Annotated in this window: 14 protein-coding genes, 2 pseudogenes and 1 riboswitch; of the genes and pseudogenes, 14 read left to right on the forward strand and 2 right to left on the reverse strand. The window is 34.9% G+C overall.

Annotation, left to right across the window (positions count from 1 at the left end):
* Positions 1 to 352: 352 nt before the first annotated feature.
* Positions 353 to 1,319 (reverse strand): annotated as a pseudogene (locus HNP81_RS11805) (IS1595 family transposase).
* A 501-nt stretch (positions 1,320 to 1,820) separates the two neighbouring features.
* Between HNP81_RS11805 and HNP81_RS11810 the strand changes: the two are divergent.
* The 8 genes from HNP81_RS11810 (at position 1,821) to HNP81_RS11845 (ending at position 12,724) form a co-directional block, all read left to right on the forward strand.
* A complete protein-coding gene (locus tag HNP81_RS11810) occupies positions 1,821 to 3,167 on the forward strand; it encodes a sigma-54 interaction domain-containing protein (RefSeq protein WP_182502749.1) in 1,347 nt (448 codons plus the stop codon).
* 136 nt (positions 3,168 to 3,303) lie between these two features.
* Positions 3,304 to 4,293 (forward strand): agmatinase, encoded by a 990-nt coding sequence (gene speB, locus HNP81_RS11815; protein ID WP_028391235.1) that lies wholly within the window; start codon positions 3,304 to 3,306, stop codon positions 4,291 to 4,293.
* A 460-nt stretch (positions 4,294 to 4,753) separates the two neighbouring features.
* Positions 4,754 to 6,154 (forward strand): MFS transporter, encoded by a 1,401-nt coding sequence (locus HNP81_RS11820; RefSeq protein WP_376766742.1) that lies wholly within the window; start codon positions 4,754 to 4,756, stop codon positions 6,152 to 6,154.
* 375 nt (positions 6,155 to 6,529) lie between these two features.
* Positions 6,530 to 6,608: riboswitch (ZMP/ZTP riboswitch) on the forward strand.
* Between the two features lie 129 nt (positions 6,609 to 6,737).
* Entirely contained in the window at positions 6,738 to 7,937 is a 1,200-nt protein-coding gene (locus tag HNP81_RS11825) for a phosphoglycerate dehydrogenase (protein ID WP_182502750.1), read from the forward strand.
* Between the two features lie 843 nt (positions 7,938 to 8,780).
* Positions 8,781 to 9,233 (forward strand): GNAT family N-acetyltransferase, encoded by a 453-nt coding sequence (locus HNP81_RS11830; RefSeq protein WP_182502751.1) that lies wholly within the window; start codon positions 8,781 to 8,783, stop codon positions 9,231 to 9,233.
* Positions 9,234 to 9,949: 716 nt separating this feature from the next.
* Complete coding sequence (locus HNP81_RS11835) at positions 9,950 to 10,657, forward strand: FAD-dependent oxidoreductase (RefSeq protein WP_182502752.1); 708 nt, start codon at positions 9,950 to 9,952, stop codon at positions 10,655 to 10,657.
* A 577-nt stretch (positions 10,658 to 11,234) separates the two neighbouring features.
* Entirely contained in the window at positions 11,235 to 12,179 is a 945-nt protein-coding gene (locus HNP81_RS11840) for a DMT family transporter (RefSeq protein WP_028391231.1), read from the forward strand.
* 107 nt (positions 12,180 to 12,286) lie between these two features.
* Entirely contained in the window at positions 12,287 to 12,724 is a 438-nt protein-coding gene (locus HNP81_RS11845) for an SRPBCC family protein (protein WP_182502753.1), read from the forward strand.
* A 119-nt stretch (positions 12,725 to 12,843) separates the two neighbouring features.
* Here the strand turns inward: HNP81_RS11845 and HNP81_RS11850 are convergent, their stop codons facing one another.
* Positions 12,844 to 14,100: a DUF445 domain-containing protein gene (locus HNP81_RS11850; RefSeq protein ID WP_182502754.1), complete on the reverse strand. Its 1,257-nt coding sequence runs from the start codon at positions 14,098 to 14,100 to the stop codon at positions 12,844 to 12,846.
* 325 nt (positions 14,101 to 14,425) lie between these two features.
* On the opposite strand from HNP81_RS11850, the gene HNP81_RS11855 reads away from it, so the two are divergent.
* The 6 genes and pseudogenes from HNP81_RS11855 (at position 14,426) to glpX (ending at position 20,189) form a co-directional block, all read left to right on the forward strand.
* On the forward strand, positions 14,426 to 14,869 hold the full coding sequence (locus HNP81_RS11855; protein WP_028391228.1) for a MarR family winged helix-turn-helix transcriptional regulator: 444 nt from the start codon (positions 14,426 to 14,428) through the stop codon (positions 14,867 to 14,869).
* A 50-nt stretch (positions 14,870 to 14,919) separates the two neighbouring features.
* Positions 14,920 to 15,861 carry a ring-cleaving dioxygenase gene (locus HNP81_RS11860; protein ID WP_182502755.1) on the forward strand — a complete coding sequence of 314 codons (942 nt, stop codon included), beginning with the start codon at positions 14,920 to 14,922 and terminating at the stop codon, positions 15,859 to 15,861.
* 15 nt (positions 15,862 to 15,876) lie between these two features.
* Positions 15,877 to 16,935 carry an LLM class flavin-dependent oxidoreductase gene (locus HNP81_RS11865; protein ID WP_182502756.1) on the forward strand — a complete coding sequence of 353 codons (1,059 nt, stop codon included), beginning with the start codon at positions 15,877 to 15,879 and terminating at the stop codon, positions 16,933 to 16,935.
* Between the two features lie 12 nt (positions 16,936 to 16,947).
* Positions 16,948 to 17,495 (forward strand): annotated as a pseudogene (locus HNP81_RS11870) (NADPH-dependent FMN reductase).
* 1,569 nt (positions 17,496 to 19,064) lie between these two features.
* Positions 19,065 to 19,199 carry a BA3454 family stress response protein gene (locus tag HNP81_RS11875; protein WP_182502757.1) on the forward strand — a complete coding sequence of 45 codons (135 nt, stop codon included), beginning with the start codon at positions 19,065 to 19,067 and terminating at the stop codon, positions 19,197 to 19,199.
* Positions 19,200 to 19,235: 36 nt separating this feature from the next.
* On the forward strand, positions 19,236 to 20,189 hold the full coding sequence (gene glpX, locus HNP81_RS11880; protein WP_182502758.1) for a class II fructose-bisphosphatase: 954 nt from the start codon (positions 19,236 to 19,238) through the stop codon (positions 20,187 to 20,189).
* The last annotated feature ends 81 nt before the right edge of the window (positions 20,190 to 20,270 follow it).

Raw genomic sequence — 20,270 nt, forward strand, 5'->3', positions numbered from 1 at the left:
AATCAAACTTTATTCTAATGTTACATAGGGGTGATTAAATTGAAATTGTTACTAACCTCGAACGGTTTTACACTGATGCGATTAAAGAACAATTTTTAAAGCTCATTAACGGCGCTACTAACGAACTGGACGTTGCTATTATCACCACTGGATCGGACGCAAAAGGAGACTTTAGAGAAACGGGGTTCCAAAACATTGCTTTTATTAATTTAGAGTTCGATAATCCAGAAAGTCTTACACATAAAGATGTTATTTACATCAACGGTGGGAAGATGTGAATTTACGAGACTAAAAGATGATGAATATATCACAGTAGAAAAGTAATTTATTGACCCCTAATTTGATGTCTTTTTTATGCACATCGTAATATCTCAACCGTTGTATAATTGGATTTTTGACACGCTGAATTTAGCATTTGCTCAACACATATATCAAATGCAAAATTTTTCCCTATTCCAATCCAAAGAAACCAATATAAATAGTTGTCTAAATAATGAGTTCCTACACCTTGGAAATCGATCCATCCAACCTTTTAAACGATTGTGGAAGTTGGTGACGTGTTGGATATGATATATCCCTTTCTTAACTCTTAGTTTTTGGCGTTCATTTACGGTTTCGTGTAGTAAGCCTATCAGTGTAGCGAACTTCTTGTAAATTGTAGCAGTATATGTACATGACACAAAGAAGATGGGTGAAGAAATTCACCCATCTTCTTTGTGAATTTCTTCCTCTTTAACACGACCTGTCCCTGCTTTTCGGGCAATCATCTTACCATCGCGGTCTTGTGCAACTACGACAATAATTTTTTGGATTGAAATGCCCCTCTTTCGTATTTTTTTCACCACGTTTCTTGGGTATTCTATGAGAAATATTACGAAGACCTTTTAAAGACTCACGAAAGAAGGTTTCATCACTTTCAACGATACCTTGCAGTTGATTAAACACAAGACCTACTAATGCTTAATGCGTTCAAAATTTTACGCCTCCAATAAAAGACAGTAGAGATGTGTATTTTTAGTCGCTCTGCAATTTTAGGTAGAGTGAATCCTTCTAACATTAGCTCAATATTTCTTACCCATTTTTCAGGGTTGCGAGATCCTGAAAATGGTATATTTGTCATATCATTAAATGTTTTGTTGCAATCATTACAAAAATAGCGTTGTCGTGTGCTTGCCATTGGGCTTAACAGAAGTACTTCCGCAATGAACACAAGCCATTCCCGAAGAAAATCGGGCTTCACGAATAGTTTTGAGTAATTTTGTGATTTTGTCGGGTTCTTCTGAAAACAAGTCTTGTTTCATTGCTTCAAACAAAGCCAATCGCTATGATTTCGTTAACTCTAAACCTTAATACACACCTTCACACATAATTGAACGCCTCCTGAACCTCATTCTATCAACCATTATATGGAATTGTTCGAGGAAGCAACAGTCTTTGCGTAAACAGCCTTTTTTATTTAGGCTCTTTTCGTAAAGATTGTTGCTTTTAGCAAGAAACCAATTCGAACAGATGTTGATCTTCGTTACAGGTGCGAGACTCCTGCGGGAAAAGCGTGTTGAGGGAGACCCCGCAAGTGCAAAGCACTGAGGAGGCTTCTGAGACCGCCCGCGGAAAGCGAGTACCTGCAACGGAAATCAACCCGGGTTATTAGTGTAAAAATGATTGCAAAGCAACAAAGTATGTGAAAACAGCCTTTATTTATTAGGATATGGTAAAGAATAAACAACTGAATCTAGCTTTTTTAGTTATAAGTTGATATTATTGAAATATATAGTCAATTCGGAATATTATGTAGTCATTACTGACTAGGGAGGAAATTCATGCTTATACAACAAATTCACCTACTTTTAGATCATATTATTAAATATTCATTTGACGAAATCTTTGTAACAGATGCAACCGGTAACATTATATTTTTAAGTGAAAAATTTAAAGATTTGTTTGGAATGGAGACAGAGAAAATGCTCCATCAAAATGTATATTCTTTAGAGAAGAATGGCATATTATCACCTTCCGTTACTGGAAAAGTGCTGCAGACACAAAAAATTGAAACTATTATTCAAGAAACTGCAACGGGTAGAAAACTAGTTGTGTCTGGTTATCCCATTTTTGATGAAAAACAAAAGATTTTGGGGGCTCTTAGCTTTTCGAGAGATATTACTGAACTTGATTATCTCAAAAAATCTAATGATCAAGTGGCTAAAACAATGCTTTTATATGAAAAAGAAATTGAAAAAATGAAAAATAATCAAATGTACGCATCGCCGATTAATAACGGAAAAATGGGGCAAGTATTTCATATTGTTGAAAAAGTCTCTAGCTTAGATGTCACTGTATTATTAGTAGGAGAATCAGGTGTTGGGAAAAACTATTTCGCTCAAAAAATTCATCAGCAATCGAATCGAAAAAATGAACCTTTTATTGAAGTAAATTGTGGAGCAATCCCAGAATCATTAATTGAATCAGAGCTGTTTGGCTATGAGGAAGGAGCGTTTACTGGCGCAAGAAAAGGTGGGAAGAAAGGATATTTTGAAGCTGCTGGAAACGGTACTATTTTTCTTGACGAAATAGCTGAGCTACCACTTAATCTCCAAGTTAATTTATTATCTGTTCTCCAAAATCGAACGATTCAACGTGTAGGTGGCCAATCAATAAATCATGTAAATTGTAGAATAATCTGCGCTACTAACCAAGATTTACAAAAATTAATTGCTGAAAAAAAATTCCGCGAAGATCTCTACTATAGAATTAATGTGATTAAAATTGACATTCCACCTTTGCGTGAAAGAAGAGAAGAAATTAATCAATTAGTAACTGATCTATTAGATGAGTTTAATGATAAACATAAAATGAATAAAGAATTGTCTAGTAATCTAATTGCCTGGATCAATAGACAAGATTGGCTCGGGAATATAAGAGAGCTTAGAAATTTTATAGAGCGCATATTAATTACTTCAAATGATAACTTTATTGACGTTGACCAAGTGGGCATCACACCTTCAAATAAAGATGATCTGACCTTAGATCAATATATCGAGTTGATGGAAAGAGACTATATTGTTAGGATGTTTGAAAAATATCCAAGCAGTATTAAGCTAGCTAAGAAATTAGGGATTAGCCAATCCACAGCAAATCGGAAAATCAATCAATATGTTCGAAAAACTTAGTCAATTTTGACTAAGTTTTTATGAAAAACCTTTATTCTTCAGTTGGCACGGAACTTGCATTATATTAAGTTAACAAGTAAAACAGCGCTTACAAAGCTCGTTTTCTTGAAACTTTTACTATAGTGGGGGATGCACAATGACTAATCAAAATGAAAAACAAATTCTAAACCTTCCGTTTACAGGTATTTGCTCTTTTGGCAAATATCCTATTTGTACAAACCTTGATGAGCTAGATGCAGATGTGGCTGTTATTGGAGTGCCATATGATATGGGGACACAATGGAAATCTGGAACAAGGATGGGACCTCGTGGACTCAGAGAAGGTTCTACTTTATATAGTTTCGGTTTAGATGGCGCTTATGATATTGAAAAAGATATTATGTATCTAGGTCCAGACTGCAAAGTAGTTGATTGTGGAGATGTAGATATGGTACATGGTGATCTGGAACAAAGCTTCGACAATGTTGAAGAATCGCTTCGAAAAATCATTGCAAAAGGAGCAATGCCTGTCGTATTGGGCGGGGATCATTCCATTACCATACCAGTTGGTAGAGCACTAGATTCTATCGGTCCTTTCCACGTCATCCAAATAGATGCTCACTTGGATTGGGCAGACCATCGCTCAGGACAAAGATTTGGTCATGGAAGCTCACTACGCCGTTTAGCTGAAATGGATCATGTTGAACAAATGTTCCAATTTGGAATCCGTGGTATTAGTAGTAGTAAAAAGGAAGATGTAGATGCGGCTAGAGAATATGGCAGCCAAATCCTATCCCCACGTCAAATGCGAAAAATGGGTATCGAATCACTATTAGAACTAATCCCTGAAGGAGAAAATTATTATGTAACCATTGATATCGATGGACTAGATCCTTCTTTAGCACCTGGAACGGGTACACCTTCACCTGGTGGTCTATATTATGATGAGGTAAATGAACTGTTAGAAGGAATCGCGAAAAGAGGAAATGTAATTGGCTTTGATTTAGTAGAAGTATCTCCACCATACGATCCTACTGGAATTACAAGTCAAGCAGGAGCAAGAATTATCCTCGATTTTATCAGTTTCATATTAAAGGAAAAAGAAAATAAATTTCAGTTAGCATCAACTAGCGCAGTAAATCGATAAAGTGAAACTGCAATCAGTGGGTTTTTCACTGATTGTTAGTCCCGTTCTAGTATCGCTAATATTCCCGCTACCGCGAGGATAAAGCGATACTACGAACCCGATTGGTTCAACTAAACCTCTGCGGCAAGTTCAATGTATCTTACCAATCGGGCTTTTACGGGCAGTTAACCCCCACATACGCTTCTTCGAGATTCTTTCAAACCTTGAGATGGGGGCCTACTGCCCGTTAATGCGGGATAATAGTAAGTGAGATGAAATAGAGAAAGATATAAATTCTTTTCTCTATTTCATCTATTCCATTCATAAATGTATTATATGATTGAGTAATGCCTATTCTTAATCTCTAGTATGGACAAGCGAAACAAAGAAATAATCTTCCAAAATTTTGTAAGCGCTTCACTGTTAGGAATCTGCGAATAAATAAAAGATCAAGGACCTAGACTAGATTTATAGGAGGAACATGATGGAAACAAGTGCCTACAGTTCAAATAAAATGATTACTGGTATCGTATTTGCTGTACTTACATTTTGGCTATTTGCTCAGTCTATGGTAAATATCATTCCAGTCGTCCAAGGGGATTTAGGTATCTCATTAGGTACGCTAAATATTGCAATTAGTTTAACTTCCTTATTTTCAGGAATGTTTATCGTTGCAGCTGGTGGGATTTCAGATCAAGTTGGCCGTAAGAAAATGACTTTTATAGGGCTTATTTTAAGCATAATTGGCTGCTTATGCATTATATTAGCGCAAAATGCTACACTTTTAATTGCGGGGCGTATTATCCAAGGTTTTTCTGCCGCATGTATTATGCCCTCAACCATTGCCTTAGTTAAAGCGTACTTCGAGGGGGAAAATAGACAGCGGGCGCTTAGTTATTGGTCATTTGGCTCATGGGGAGGTGGCGGAAGTTGTGCTTTTATAGGTGGTGCAATTGCTACATATATGGGTTGGAAATGGATTTTCATCTTTTCAATTGCTCTTTCTTTGGTAGCGATGTACTTATTAAAAGATGCACCAGAAAGTAAGGCTGCTGAAAAATCAACCAAATCGAAATTTAATTTTAGTGGGCTCTTCATCTTTGTCATTATTATGCTGGCAATCAACCTAGTCGTTACACGAGGACACGATTTGGGTTGGACAAGCCCGATTACTATCGCATTAATAGGTGTCATTATTTTTGGTAGTGTGATCTTCTTTACTCTAGAAAGTAAAAAGCGCAATCAATTTATTGAATTTTCTTTATTTAAAACGAAAGCTTATACCGGTGCTGTCACTTCTAACTTTTTACTAAATGGTGTTGCTGGAACGGTTGTCGTTGCGAATACGTATGTACAAGTAGCAAGAGGTTTTACACCATTTCAAAGCGGATTATTAACGCTCGGTAACTTAGTCGCTGTACTTGTGATGATTCGTGTCGGCGAGAAAATAATGCAAAAAGTTGGCGCAAGGAAACCAATGATAGCCGCTTCAATAATATCAACTGTTGGGCTTAGTATGACAGCATTAACTTTCTTACCTGACTTAGCGTATATTATCACCTTCTTTATCGGCTTCATGCTTTCCGGTGTTGGCCTTGGCTTATATGCGACACCATCAACTGATACTGCAGTAGTCAATATTCCAGAAGATAAAGTTGGCGTTGCTTCAGGTATTTATAAAATGTCCAGCTCTCTAGGCTTTTCATTTGGAATAGCCATTTCAACAGCGGTATATGGTGTACTTGTATCTACAGGGAATCTAGAATTTGCAGCTTCTGCAGGCATCATGGTAAACATGGCATTTGCGATCCCTGCACTAATCTTAATCATGTTCACAATTACAGACAAAGAAGGAAAAATTATTTCCAAGCTTTCAGCGTAAAAATCTTGATTGCCTTGAAACAAGTGATATCCACTGAATACTTGGCGCTTCTTATCCGTTTAAAGAATAGTCAATTAAGCTAATATGTGACATTCTAAGTGTTATTTTCTATAGAAAACAGCTGTCCAATCAAAAACGTCATTCTTTTAGAGACTTAAACTGAAAGAATAACGTTTTTTTTAACTTTGGAGAATCTATTAAAATCATAGACTTCTAATTCTGAAATAACCATTCAAAGAATGTCTAAAAAAATGCATCTACACAGAAATCATTTCACAATAAAAATAACTGATTTGATCCGGATAAAAAGACATGAAAATTTTAAATATTAGGGTTGTAGCTTTAAAGAGATTTTGTTAGAATGTAAGAAATGAAAAGACTATGTGTGACTGGCGAAACACGGATCACCGTGAGGGAGCACATAATGTCGTAGCCGTTCGCCTGGGCAGAGGTAAGGGAAACTTCCCTTGCCTCTTTCTGTATATTAGGAGAGAATATAAAAGTCAATACTACTTTCTTATTCCATTTTTTTAGAAAATACAGATTTTCATAAAATTTGAATATTAAAAAGAGGGGCAAAAAAATGAGCACATTAATTTTAGACAAAGTGAAAACAATCAAAACTCTAAATAATATTACAGAAAGCGGACTAAATGTATTCAATAACGATACATTTACGATTGACAATGATAGCGAAAATCCCGATGCTATTGTAGTTCGTAGCTTTAACATGCATACAATCGAATTCGGCAATAATTTAAAAGCAATTGCACGTGCTGGAGCCGGTGTTAATAATATCCCCGTAGACAAATGTTCGGAACAAGGAATTGTCGTATTTAATACTCCAGGAGCTAATGCCAATGCTGTAAAAGAAATGGTCCTAACAACATTAATGGCTTCATCCCGTAACCTTTTTGCAGGTGTAGCTTGGACAAAGACTTTAGAAGGTGAAGGAGACAAAATTCCTAAGCTTGTAGAAACAGGAAAGAAACAATTTGTCGGTAAAGAAATCAAAGGAAAAACGCTTGGAGTTATTGGTTTAGGGGCAATCGGTGCACTAGTAGCGAATGATGCGCTTGATTTAGACATGGATGTTATTGGTTTTGACCCATTCATCTCTGTTGATACAGCTTGGAATTTGTCTCGAAATGTACAACGTGCTATGACGATTGAACAATTGTTCGCTAACTCTGATTATGTTACTGTACACGTTCCGTTAACTGATGAGACTGCAGGAATGTTTAACCAAGAAATATTTAGTATCATGAAGCCAGGTGTTCATATATTGAATTTCTCACGTGGTGAGCTTGTAAATGAAACAGATATGGAAGCTGCACTTGAAAGCGGAAAAGTTGGCATGTATATTACAGACTTCCCAAATGAAAATGTGTTACAAATGAAAAATACAGTTCCAATTCCACATCTTGGTGCTTCTACACAGGAATCAGAAGAAAACTGTGCGATTATGGCCGCTCGTCAAGTTAAGGATTTCTTAGAAACAGGAAACATCAAAAACTCTGTGAATTTTCCAAATACAATCCTTCCTTATACAGGAAAACAACGTGTGGCAGCTTTCCACAGAAACGTTCCTAACATGGTTGGTCAGATCACACAAGCAATATCAGGTCATAATTTAAACATTGCTGACATGGTAAACAGAAGCCGTGGGGAATACGCATATACGATGATTGATATTGATAATAAAGTAAATGGCGATATCATACCTGACTTAAAAGAAAAAATCAATCAAATTGAAGGTATCATAACAACTCGCATCATCTAATAATGGTAATCTGATTGTGATTAAAATTAATAAGCAAGAGTCTCAATTCTAAACTGCACCCTGAATATTAGACATGGTCTAATATTCGGAGGTGCTTTTCTATTGGCTAAATTTATTAGCAATGACAAATAAGAACAGTAAAACGTTATTTAGAGGGTAATGAAGGTTACGAGGTCATCGCAGAGGATATTAGGGTGAAAAGGGATAATCACCATGGAAAAAAGGCTTTTTTAAAGTACTATACAAATTATTCAGTCCAATATAAACTAGATGAATGAAAATGGTACGTCTATCTTTGGAACGGTTGCAATATTAATTTTCTTTCCGACTATACTCTTTGGTATTAGCAACACTTACTTGAAATACAAGGATTAGATGCCTAAAACTAAAGAATAAGTGACGTCCATCTATGAAATATAAAAAAACACCGGAATAACAAATGCCAGCTGAAAGTTCAATTGAGGCATTACTGGCGGAAAATGAAGATTGTGAATAGAGTATACATGTTAAAAAAGTTGAATGCCTTAGTTAGAAACAAGGTAAAATCACCAAGCAAAACAAAGTACAAGTAGTCTATGATAGTTGAATAAGCTTATGTTAGAAGGCCTCAACTATGGTAGCCGCGACTCTTCATAGCATTCAAACCCGTAATCTTACAGGAATATCGATTGCCGAATGCGTTCCTGACAATCTTGTGAAAGAACATTTGCATTTGTTGGAAATGCTACACATGCACTTACATAACAATACTACTGTTATTACTAAGGTGACTAGGTTTTATTTTTATCTTCAAAATCAGTTAGTTAACATACGAAAAAACGTCACAATGAAGGGAAAGTCATTATGCGAATTATTAGCGTTAAGGAACATCCAGAGTATAAAGAAAAAGCAATTAAATATTTTCAAAGCAAATGGGCTAACGAAAATAGTATGAAAGTTTATGAGGATTCTATTACACATAGCATAACAACGGACAGTCCCCTTCCTATTTGGTATATAATGGAGGATTCAGGTCGGATTATTGGCTGTGCAGGTCTTATTAGTAATGATTTTATTAGTCGTATGGATTTATGGCCTTGGATTTGTGCTATTTACATTGAAAAAAGCTATCGTGGTAAATCCTTAGGTAAAGAGCTACTTATACGTGCTAAAGGTGATGCAGAAAAAGCAGGATTCAATCAAGTTTTCCTTTGCACTGACCATATTGGATACTATGAAAAATATGGATTCACTTATATAGGTGACGGATATCATCCATGGGGGAGTAGGTCAAGAATTTATACGAGTAATAACTAAAATAAACATTTTTGAGTTTATCTATTTTTACTTCAAAAAACGGGTGCTAATTTTCAACAAAACATATCCTAAAATTACCAAACTTTTTTATAAAACTATGATCCATTTAAATATATTAAGAGAGTGTTTTGATCAATCTAAGTTTCAAAACACTCTCTTTCCTTTGTTCTTTTATCAAGGTTTATTTGAATCTGCTCAAACATTGTACTATAGCAACATAAAAATGTGGTGTGAACTTTTGGGTCTAACTAAACATTAAAGCTGGTAACTAAATGAGCATTTTTGTTCTCAAAATAATCCTTGGTACTGGCAGGAATTTTGAAAAGTATTCGGGAAGCAAATAAAAAGCTCATATTAATAATGCATTGACTATTATTTCGTACTCTCATATATTTAATAAATGCAATATTTTCACGTAACGAGTTTAAATCAAATTCCGAAAGAGTTTGGAGAACTCAGAAGGTCATTTGTTTTACCTCTTTCCAAACGGAAAAGAACAACTTGCCCTTGAATCGTTACAAATGACAGCTAAGTTCGTTACTGATAATATTATTGTGTAAGTTTTACAAAACTCGTCTGATCCTGTAATTGCAATTCATGACTTTATGATTTGAAACTTGAAACAATCCTAATTGCATTTTACAAGGGAGAATATCATGTTCATTCGAAGAATTCAAATAAGTATAGGTAGCTAATTTAAAAAAGGAGAGAAGGAAATGGGTTTTTTTCAAGATATGTTACAAATATTCAAAAAGAGAGAATTATTATTTTTAGAAAGCTATAAAGAATCAGATGATGTCTATACCTTTCTTTTTGAAAAAGAGAAAGATTTAACCTGGGTAGCAGGGCAATATGGTTTGTTTAAAATTACTCATAAATCGATAAAAAAGCCGACACGACCATTCACTGTGGCATCTGCTCCCACAGAAAATATTGTGAGGCTAACAATAGGAATTAGTGATGACCCCAGTGATTTTAAGAAAGCGATGTTAGAATTAAAACAGGGAATGAAAGTGAGTATGAGTGGGCCTGTAGGATCTTTTAATTTTAAAAATACCAGTCCTTCTCTCCTGATTGCAGGCGGAATTGGAATTACACCATTTCGGTCGATACTAAAACAAATAGAGGCAGAAGAAGATGGTGTAGAGAATCCAATAAATCTACTCTATATGGATAGCAAAAAGTCATATCTATTTAAAGATGAACTTGATGAAATGGCTAATAATACTTCAATAAATATTACTTATCTTGATTCAAGGGATGAATTACATCAGGAGATCGATAAGTTTACAACCTTTTATCAAAATAATGGGAAATACTTTATTGCAGGACCGAAGTCAATGGTAGATTCTATGTCTACTTATTTACAAAATCAAAAGATTTCAAAACAGAATATCAAAAAAGATGCCTTTTTTGGGTATTAGTTTTAAATGAGTACGAATGGTTTAAGAAAAGAAGTAGAGCTGTTTTAGATAAAATCTGCTGCAGTTCATCTTCTTTTTTTCTTTAAATTTTTGAAATTTACAGAAAAAACAATTTAACTGAAGGGATGAGGCGAATTGAATTAATGTCTTTTTTCGAATTTTCAACGGCTGGTTCAAATTGTCCTTAGTTCCTAACTTCTTAAATCTAGTGTTCAGTTAGCAACAATAATGTAAGTTAAAAACAGATATCCTTCCTTACTGAAAATATTATTTCCATATAATATATTACATCTAATACCTCGTGTATTATTGCATAATTGCAGTATTTAGGTATATTGATAATAATTTATATTGGATGACCTTGTGAAATATCCCATATTTTGTTACAGAATTGGTAGCTAGGTACTCTCTATCAGTATATAATTGAACATGACTTACGTTCTTTTTTATATGTCGCTGGAAGACGGGTTAATAATAGCTTTATCAATCGACATATTATAATAATTTATGTTGTTTTGAATATTAGTTCATTTTAGAACTCTATTTTCACAAATTAAATAGATTGTGAGGGATATATATGGGTAACCAACCGCGATGGCCCGGGTTTATATTTGTTATACTCGGTGCAAGTTTTTGGGGAATAGGAGGTACGGTAGCACAGCGCTTATTTCAAGAAGATGGTATAACAGTTGAATGGCTTGTATCCACTCGTTTATTAATTGCAGGCATTCTATTACTTGTTTTATCATTTATAAGAGATCGAAAACAAGTTTTAAAGATTTGGTCAGATAAAAAAGCAAGAATACAGATCGTGATTTACAGCTTATTAGGGATGCTAGCCGTTCAATACACGTATATGGCTTCCATTCAGTTGGGGAATGCAGCCGTTGCAACATTATTACAGTATTTAGCTCCTGTTTTTATTATTATATATTTAGTTTTGACTAAAGTAAGCAAATTGAAAGCTAGAGATATATTTGCTGTGGTTTTAGCTTTATCCGGTACATTTTTATTGTTAACGAATGGATCATTGGCTGGTCTTTCAGTGCCTGCATCTTCTGTAATATGGGGAATAATTTCAGCAATTGCTCTTGCATTTTATACTTTATATGCAGGTGTATTGCTGAAAAAGTGGGGCTCACTAAACGTTATTGGCTGGGCAATGATTATTGGTGGAATTGGTATGAGCATAATACAGCCTCCTTGGTCGGTTGACTCTAGTAATTGGTCCATTGACACGTATCTATTTCTAGGGTTTGTAATTTTGTTTGGAACGATGATTGCTTTTTGGTTTTACATTGAAAGTCTTAAATACTTAAAACCGCAAGAAACTACTTTATTAGGTAGTTTAGAACCATTAACAGCTATTATCACTTCAGTTTTGTGGCTTCACATCTCATTCGGAATTTATCAATTTTTAGGTACTAGCCTTATACTATTTATGGTTCTATATTTATCGATATTCAAAGATAAACCCGAAGAAAGTTTACAAATTATTCGAACAGAAGAATTGGGTTCTTAAAATTAGTCACTTTAAGAATGCGATTTTCTCATTAATCAACTGCATAATGTATAGTTAATGTGAGACCTTAGAGTATTAAATAACTCGAAAGTGGGATGAAATCGAATATGAATAACATAACAAAATTTAAAATATTAAAACCAGCTCATGAAGTATTTGAAGCGTTCGTAGACCCTTCAAAAATCGGCAATTTTTGGTTTACGTCAAGCTCTGAACGATGGGAACAAGGTAAGACGGTTACATTGAAATATGATGAATATGATGCACAAGTGGATATTAAAGTAATAGATGTCGAGCAAAATAAAAAAATAGTATTCAAATGGGGGGGATATGAGGAAGAACATATTGTTACAATAACTCTAAATGAATTGGATCAATCGAATACAATTATTGAAGTGACTGAACAAGGATTTAATGAAAGTGATGGAGAATTATTACATAAATTAGTTGACAATAAAGAAGGTTGGGTTTTTATGTTGACTTGTTTAAAAGGTTATTTAGAATTTGGTGTAAATAATTTGAGAACAGGAATCGTGAAGAATTAACCTAAAAAAGAGCCAATTGGCTCTTTTTTTGTATGGTATATTACCCTATATATTCTTATAACAACCGATTAACCATTTTAAGCGAGAGTAACAATTGATTTATTTGGTTTTAAAGGAAATTATGCTAGCTTAGACAAAGCTTGTACAACTGTTAGTAAGATCCCTATTATAAAACCGCAAACTGCTCCGTTAACACGAATCCACTGTAAATCTTTTCCGATATTATTTTCCATCATATCAATCAGTGTATCATTGTCTAACTTATCTAAATTCTCCTGCACAAGATTGCCAATTTGTTCATGATTATTTTCAACGAGAACTATTATTTGTTTCTGTATCCAATTATCAATATTCGTGCTATTTTCTTTTATATTGTCTAGTATGTGGTTCATTAATGGAATAAGATACATATCAATGAACTCATGATCTTCTACGAGATCTATTACATTTTTTTGAATTTGTTGAAGACTCTCAGTTATTGCTTGATCAGGTTCCCATTTATCTAGAAGTTGACCTTTCCATTTTTCAATACTTACTAATACGTCCTTATTATCGTTAATACCTTGTATCTCGTTCCGGATATATAAGATTAAAGCTTCTCGATTCGGTTCGTTCTCATATTGCAAACTCTTTATCACACTTAATAATAGATTTTGCACGATATTGCCGAGTTTCTCCTCGGTAAGCAGACTTTGAATGGATTTAAGTGCAAATTGAAGCATGCCATCTGCTTCAATTTTGCTAAGTACATTCATGGAAACTGTTCCTAATCGTTGACTAGTTTGTTCTTTTCTTAACCAAGTCTCAGCTTTATTCAAAATATGATCCAATGCTTTTTTATCAAACTGTTCGTTAAGCAGTTGTGAACTTACGAGTTGAAGAAACTTGCTCATTTCCATTTTAGATAGAGTCGATATGATTTGTTTTTTTACGAAGGGTGTAATCTTTTCGATTTCTATATATTTAATCATTTGCGTGATCAGCCTAATAATACCCTTTCTAAACTTTTCAGTGTGTATCTGCTTGACTAAAATGGCGATCAGCTTTTCTGTTAAAGGAATTTGTTTCACTTTTTCCTGAATACTTTCCTTCGAAAGCCAGTCGTTTTTCAACATCGAAACAAGGCCATTTGTCATTCTTTTTCGATTATTGGGTAGAAGTGCTGTATGTGGAATTGGTATTCCAAGTGGATGGCGAAATAGTGCAGTAACTGCAAACCAATCGGCTAATCCACCAACAAGACCCGCTTCAAACCCTCCATGTAATAATTCTACCCAAAATGAACCTTGAAATGGGGCAGTAGCAATGAATCCTACCCCCATAATAATTAGTGAATACCTAGCAATTTTCCTCGATGATTTTGTTTTTGTTGTCATTAAATTCCCTCATTCTTAAAAAATATACAAGTACTTAAACGATATCATTAGCAATTTTTAAATAGTACTTATGTTAATAATACTTTAAATCGAAATATGTATTAGTACTATTTAGTAGTATAACAGGTAGATTAATAAAAAATAACTATATTTCTTTTAGACATCTAATGTTTTCGGTTAATTCTTGTTAAGTAAATGATACATCAACCATTGCAGCCATCATTTTTAATGTTCCTGACATTAATCTTTTTAAGATTTATTACTTGCTATTCATTCATTTGAGTAGTAAAGTGATAACAAGATTAACAAAGAGGAGGGAAATAAAATGCGGAATAATACGCTAGGTTCATTAATTTGGTTACGTTTAATGCGATTTACGAATCAAAGTAACCAAATGTCGAATGACTTCTTAAAACGATTTGATATGACGACTGCTCAATTTGATGTTCTCATGCAAATCCGCATTTATCAGCCACTTACGCAAATGGAGTTAGCCGAGAAAGTGACAGTAACGCAAGGTGGTATATCGCGTATGCTCGTACGTCTTGAAAAAGAAGGTTATATTGTTCGTAAGCAAGATTGGAAAACGAAAACGATTAGCCTTACAGATAAGGCGGAATCTATTTTAAAACAAGCAATGCCTGAACAACTTGCCTTTCAATCGTCATTTTTTGAAGATGTATTAAACGAAGAAGAACAAAAAACGCTATATACACTAATGACACGTGTCCATAAATATAGTCAAAAAAGAGAATTACCGCCTGAGTAATTTTTTTTGCAACATCATTTGATTAGTCAAGTTAAAAAGGAGGAACAAACATGTATACAATTTCTGGCCATCATCATGTTTCGATGCTTACAAAAAATGCTCAAATGAATCATGATTTTTATCAAAATGTATTAGGGCTTCGCCGAGTGAAAAAAACTGTGAATCAAGATAACCCTTCTATGTATCACTTATTTTATGGAGATTTAACAGGTAGTGCGGGAACAGAGCTGTCGTTTTTTGAAATGCCGATTGCAGGAAGAACAGTTCGCGGCACAAACGCAATTACACAAATTGGTTTACTAGTTCCGTCATTTGACAGTCTTATATTTTGGAAAAAGCGTTTCGAGTCATTAGTTGTAAAGCACGGTGAATTAACGACATATGCCGGTCGAGATGCTTTACATTTTGAAGATTCAGAAGGCTTGCGAATGGTTTTGTTAAATAATAACGGCGAGAAGGTTCCTGAACAATGGTCAGGATGGGAAGGCTCCATCATCGAGCAACAACATCGCATTTTAGGAATCGGAACAATCGAAATCACAGTGCGTTACTTAGAACGATTAGCGAAAACATTAAAGGACATGTTTGGTTATCTAGAAGTGACTCGGTCTGACACAGAAGCCATTTATCAAGCTGTTGCTGGACAGTCATTCGGAGAGATTTTCATCAAACAGAAAGAAGGGCCAAGTGAGAAGCACGGAAGAGGAAGTATTCATCATTTAGCCATTCGTGTGAAAGATGAAGAAGAGCTGCGCTATTGGAATGAGATCGTTAAAGAACGTGGTTTCCAATCAACTGGGGTTGTGGATCGTTTCTATTTCCAAAGCCTCTATTTCCGTGAAGCAAACGGTATTTTATTTGAAATTGCGACAGATGGTCCTGGATTTACCGCCGATTCGACGGTCGAAGAACTTGGTAAAACTTTAGATTTACCACCATTTTTAGAAGAACGACGTGCTGAAATTGAAGCAAAATTGACACCACTTGATTAAAAGGAGAGAGAAAATATGAAGCAATATCGTATTGATACAGATAAAGGACTTGAATTCGGTTTATATTCAATTGGGGATCATTTACCTAATCCACATACAGGCTCAAAAATTAGTGCTGAACAGCGGATTCAGGAATTAATTGAAGCAAGTAAGCTAGCTGATCAAGCAGGACTTGACGTATTTGCTGTTGGTGAAAGCCATCAAACGTTTTTTACAACACAAGCGCATACGGTCATTTTAGGGGCCATCGCACATGCAACAACAAATATTAAAATTGCCAGTTCAGCAACGGTGTTAAGTACATCCGATCCTGTTCGAGTGTATGAAGATTTTGCCACACTTGATTTGATTTCAAAAGGTCGGGCAGAAATTGTTGCGGGTCGGGGTTCACGTGTTGGAGCATATAGTTTACTAGGGTTTGATGTCCGTGATTATGAAGAATTGTTTGAAGAAAAAATGGAGCTTCTTATGAAGTTAAATAACGAGGAAAAAGTAACGTGGGAAGGTCAATTCCGTGCGCCGTTAAACAATGCATCCATTTTGCCGCAACCTCAAAATGGTCAAATGCCAATTTGGCGTGCAGTAGGTGGCCCACCTGCAAGTGCAATTAAGGCTGGATATGCAGGTGTACCGATGATGTTGACAACACTTGGTGGTCCTGCTATTAACTTTAAAGTTTCGGTTGAGGCGTATCGTGAGGCAGCGGAGCGAAGCGGTTTTGATCCAGCAACATTACCAATCGCAACAACGAGTTTATTTTATACTGCAGAAAATTCACAGGATGCACTTCGTGAGTACTATCCACACGCTAATTCTGGTATGCAGGCATTACGTGGCGGCGGCTATCCAAAACAACAATTTGCGCAATCTACAGATTATCGTGATGCGTTAATGATTGGTAGTCCCCAACAAATTATTGAAAAAATGCTCTACCAATATGAATTATTTGGTCAACAACGCTTTATGGCACAAATCGATTTTGGTGGCGTGCCATTCGATAAGGTTGCAAAAAATATTGAACTGATTGCAACAGAAATTTTGCCAGCGATTAAGAAACATACAGCTAAAAAATAAGGAGTGATTAGGATGAAAATTGTAGGAATCTCAGGTTCTAATGTAGGCTCTAAGACACGAACAGCGATGGAAATGAGAAATATCCTGATGCAGAAATCACATTATTAGATCTAGCAGAATATGAACTGGTGTTTAGTGATGGACGAAATTATTGGGAATATGAAGGAGATACTAAGTATGTAACGGAAACTATCATGGCAGCAGATGCTATTATTATTGGTACACCTGTATTTCAAGCATCTATTCCAGCGACATTAAAAAACATTTTCGATTTATTACCAGTCAACGCTTTCCGAGATAAAGTGGTGAGTATAGTTGTTACTGCTGGTACAGCTAAGCATTATTTAATGGTGGAACAACAGTTAAAACCGATTTTAGCTTATATGAAGGCACATATTGTTCAAACCTACGTATTTATCGAAGAAAAGGATTTCCATAGAAAAGAAATAATCAACGATGATATCATTTTCCGTATGGAGCGTTTAGTGGAAGACACCGTGCTACTTGTTGAAGCATACTCGAACATTCGCCAAGCAAAAGATGCGGAATATGATTTTTAAAAAGAGTAAGATGGAAAATGCGTAGTCTTACAAAATACGTGGGATGCATTTATATAGATAGACATGATTAATAATGGCTCGTTATTTGCTAGTTCTTTATTTTAGTTGCTAATGATCTTAGTTGGGTTGCTAGTTAGGAGCAAATACGAACTTTATTGAGGCGATCGCAAACCGAAAACATTAATCACATGTAAATGGAAACTTCAGACTCTAAATAAACGCTGATGATATCCTTGTTGCGGCCATTACATCTCAAATTAAAGATTTATATTATTACGAAAGAGATATAAATATGTTAGCCCTATATAATAGAAGAAACACATTAAAAAAACAGCCTTAGCTCCATCGCAGAGGCTTTTTGAATAGGGACAAGGGAAAATCCTCATCTGCAATTTTAACATTCGCTTTGGCCCTTTTCTTTGGGAGAGCACCAATGCGAGCCCTGCATTGATTCATCATGAAAGCAAGTTGTAGAACAGCCGTCTTAATTATCATTCCTAAGAATTCTCCTTTTTTTAGAGTATTTTTTGGTGAAATTATCTCTTCTAAGTTGAAGATAGTTAAGCGTCTTTTGCTTAAATAGAACGCTAGAAACTCAGATGTTGGGCAAATTAATTGATAACAGAAACATTATTGTTTCGAATCTGATAATCTGGATTTATTTTTCGGTCTATCCATTCTCATAAAAAGGTATACCTGTTCAACTAGACCCAATGTATTAACTAAATGAGTGAAATTAATGTGATATTCATGTTTCCCGCGCACAGATTCAGAAAAAATAGTATTAAACACCACTCAAAACGTACTGCTTCTGTTGGGGAAAGGGTTAAAATAGGAATCAATAATAAAATTATTGGTTGATCGAAAAAAGTTCTTGAAAATGGAATTAAAGTCATTAATGAGCGAAGGTGTTGACAATAAGAATTGAATCACTTAATATTATCTCGTATTAAAGATATTTAAATATAATATATATTAATTCGAGATAATTTTATTAATAGATAATTGGATTGGAGGTAGATGGTGATATACAAGAACTTACTTTTGAATTTTTGTGGAATTTTTCTAAATCTGCACAAGAAATCTTCAAGTACGAATTGAGTAATAATACCCTTGGCCTTTCATAGTGATCTGTATTAGATACTCTGTATCATAATGGGAAACAAACTATTCGAACATATCGGCGCAGGGTTTCATTTCAAACACTTTAATGACATATGTCATCAATAAAATATGGCAGCTCGGTTAGCTCGGCTGGATAGATTGCCGAGAAGACCGATGAATTATATATAATAATAATGGAAAAGCAATACTTTTCATTGTTAAGGTTATTACAAGGTATCGAAAAGTAACTAAATTAAAGAGATAATGATGATAAGCATGTTAAATAAAATATAGCAAAAGCAAGTTTCCATTTTTGAACCAATAGCCTTGAATGAACAGTAACAAAGAAGCTAATAGTGCTTAAAGATTCTGTTAGGTAGCCATTAGTTTTTTTAAAAAAATATATTGAAATCGAGAATTTAAAATTAAAAGTAACCGTGTTGCTATGCGAAGGAGGAATAATTAATGATCGAAGTATTTGTTACAGTTAAATGTAAAGGTAAAAATTATCAAACTAACGTCATTGCCCATAAAGGAATATCAGCTGAAGAAATTAAGCTTTTAGCTGAAAAACAGGTATTAAAACAATTGAGTAAATAAGTAATTAAATTTTTATAACAAAGGGGAGATATTAAAATGAACAGAAATTTATCAATGGAACTTGTGAGAGTGACTGAAGCCGCAGCTTTAGCTGCTGGACAATGGATGGGAAGAGGGAAGAAAGAAGAAGCAGATGAAGCAGCAACACAAGCCATGAGGGACAAGTTTAATTCCATTCAGATGAAAGGCACTGTTGTTATTGGGGAAGGTGAAATGGATGAGGCTCCAATGTTATTTATTGGCGAAAAACTAGGAACAGGGACTGGATCTGAAATTGATATTGCTGTGGACCCATTAGAGGGAACGAATATTGTTGCTGCGGGGACATCAAACGCTCTCGCCACAATAGCAGTGGCAGACCGTGGTAACCTTTTACACGCACCGGATATGTATATGGAAAAAATAGCTGTAGGTCCCGAATCCGTTGGGAAAATCGATATTAATGCGCCGGTCATTAAGAATTTAACAGCTGTCGCGAATGCAAAAAATAAAAATATTGAAGATTTAGTAGTAGCCATTTTAGATCGAGAAAGACATGAAAAAATGATTCAGGAGATTCGTGATTCTGGTGCAAGAATTAAACTCATGCAAGATGGGGATGTGGCAGCTGCAATAAATACTGCTTTTGATAATACAGGTGTTGATATAATGCTTGGCTCTGGAGGAGCCCCAGAAGGTGTATTGGCTGCTACCGCACTGAAAAGCTTAGGAGGGGAGTTTCAAGGAAAGCTTCTTCCACAAACAGAAGAAGAAAAAAATCGTTTGAAGAAAATGGGCATTCTCGATTTTAATAAAGTTTTATTAATGGATGACATTGTGAAAGGCGATGATGCCTACTTTGTAGCAACAGGCGTGACAAATGGGGAGCTTCTAAAAGGTGTTCAATATAAAGGAAATATTGGTACTACACATTCAATTGTTATGCGCGCTAAAACGGGGACAGTTCGTTTTATTGAAGGACAGCATAGCTTGATCAATAAAAATAATTAAATAAAGTAGTTATTAGGATTTTTTAGTTGTTAGATTATATTTTGTGGCTTGGTAGCTAACTTAGGTTAATTAAGCATATTG

This window comes from Peribacillus huizhouensis (genome assembly GCF_014138605.1).
GTDB classification, from domain to species: Bacteria; Bacillota; Bacilli; order Bacillales; family DSM-1321; genus Peribacillus; species Peribacillus huizhouensis.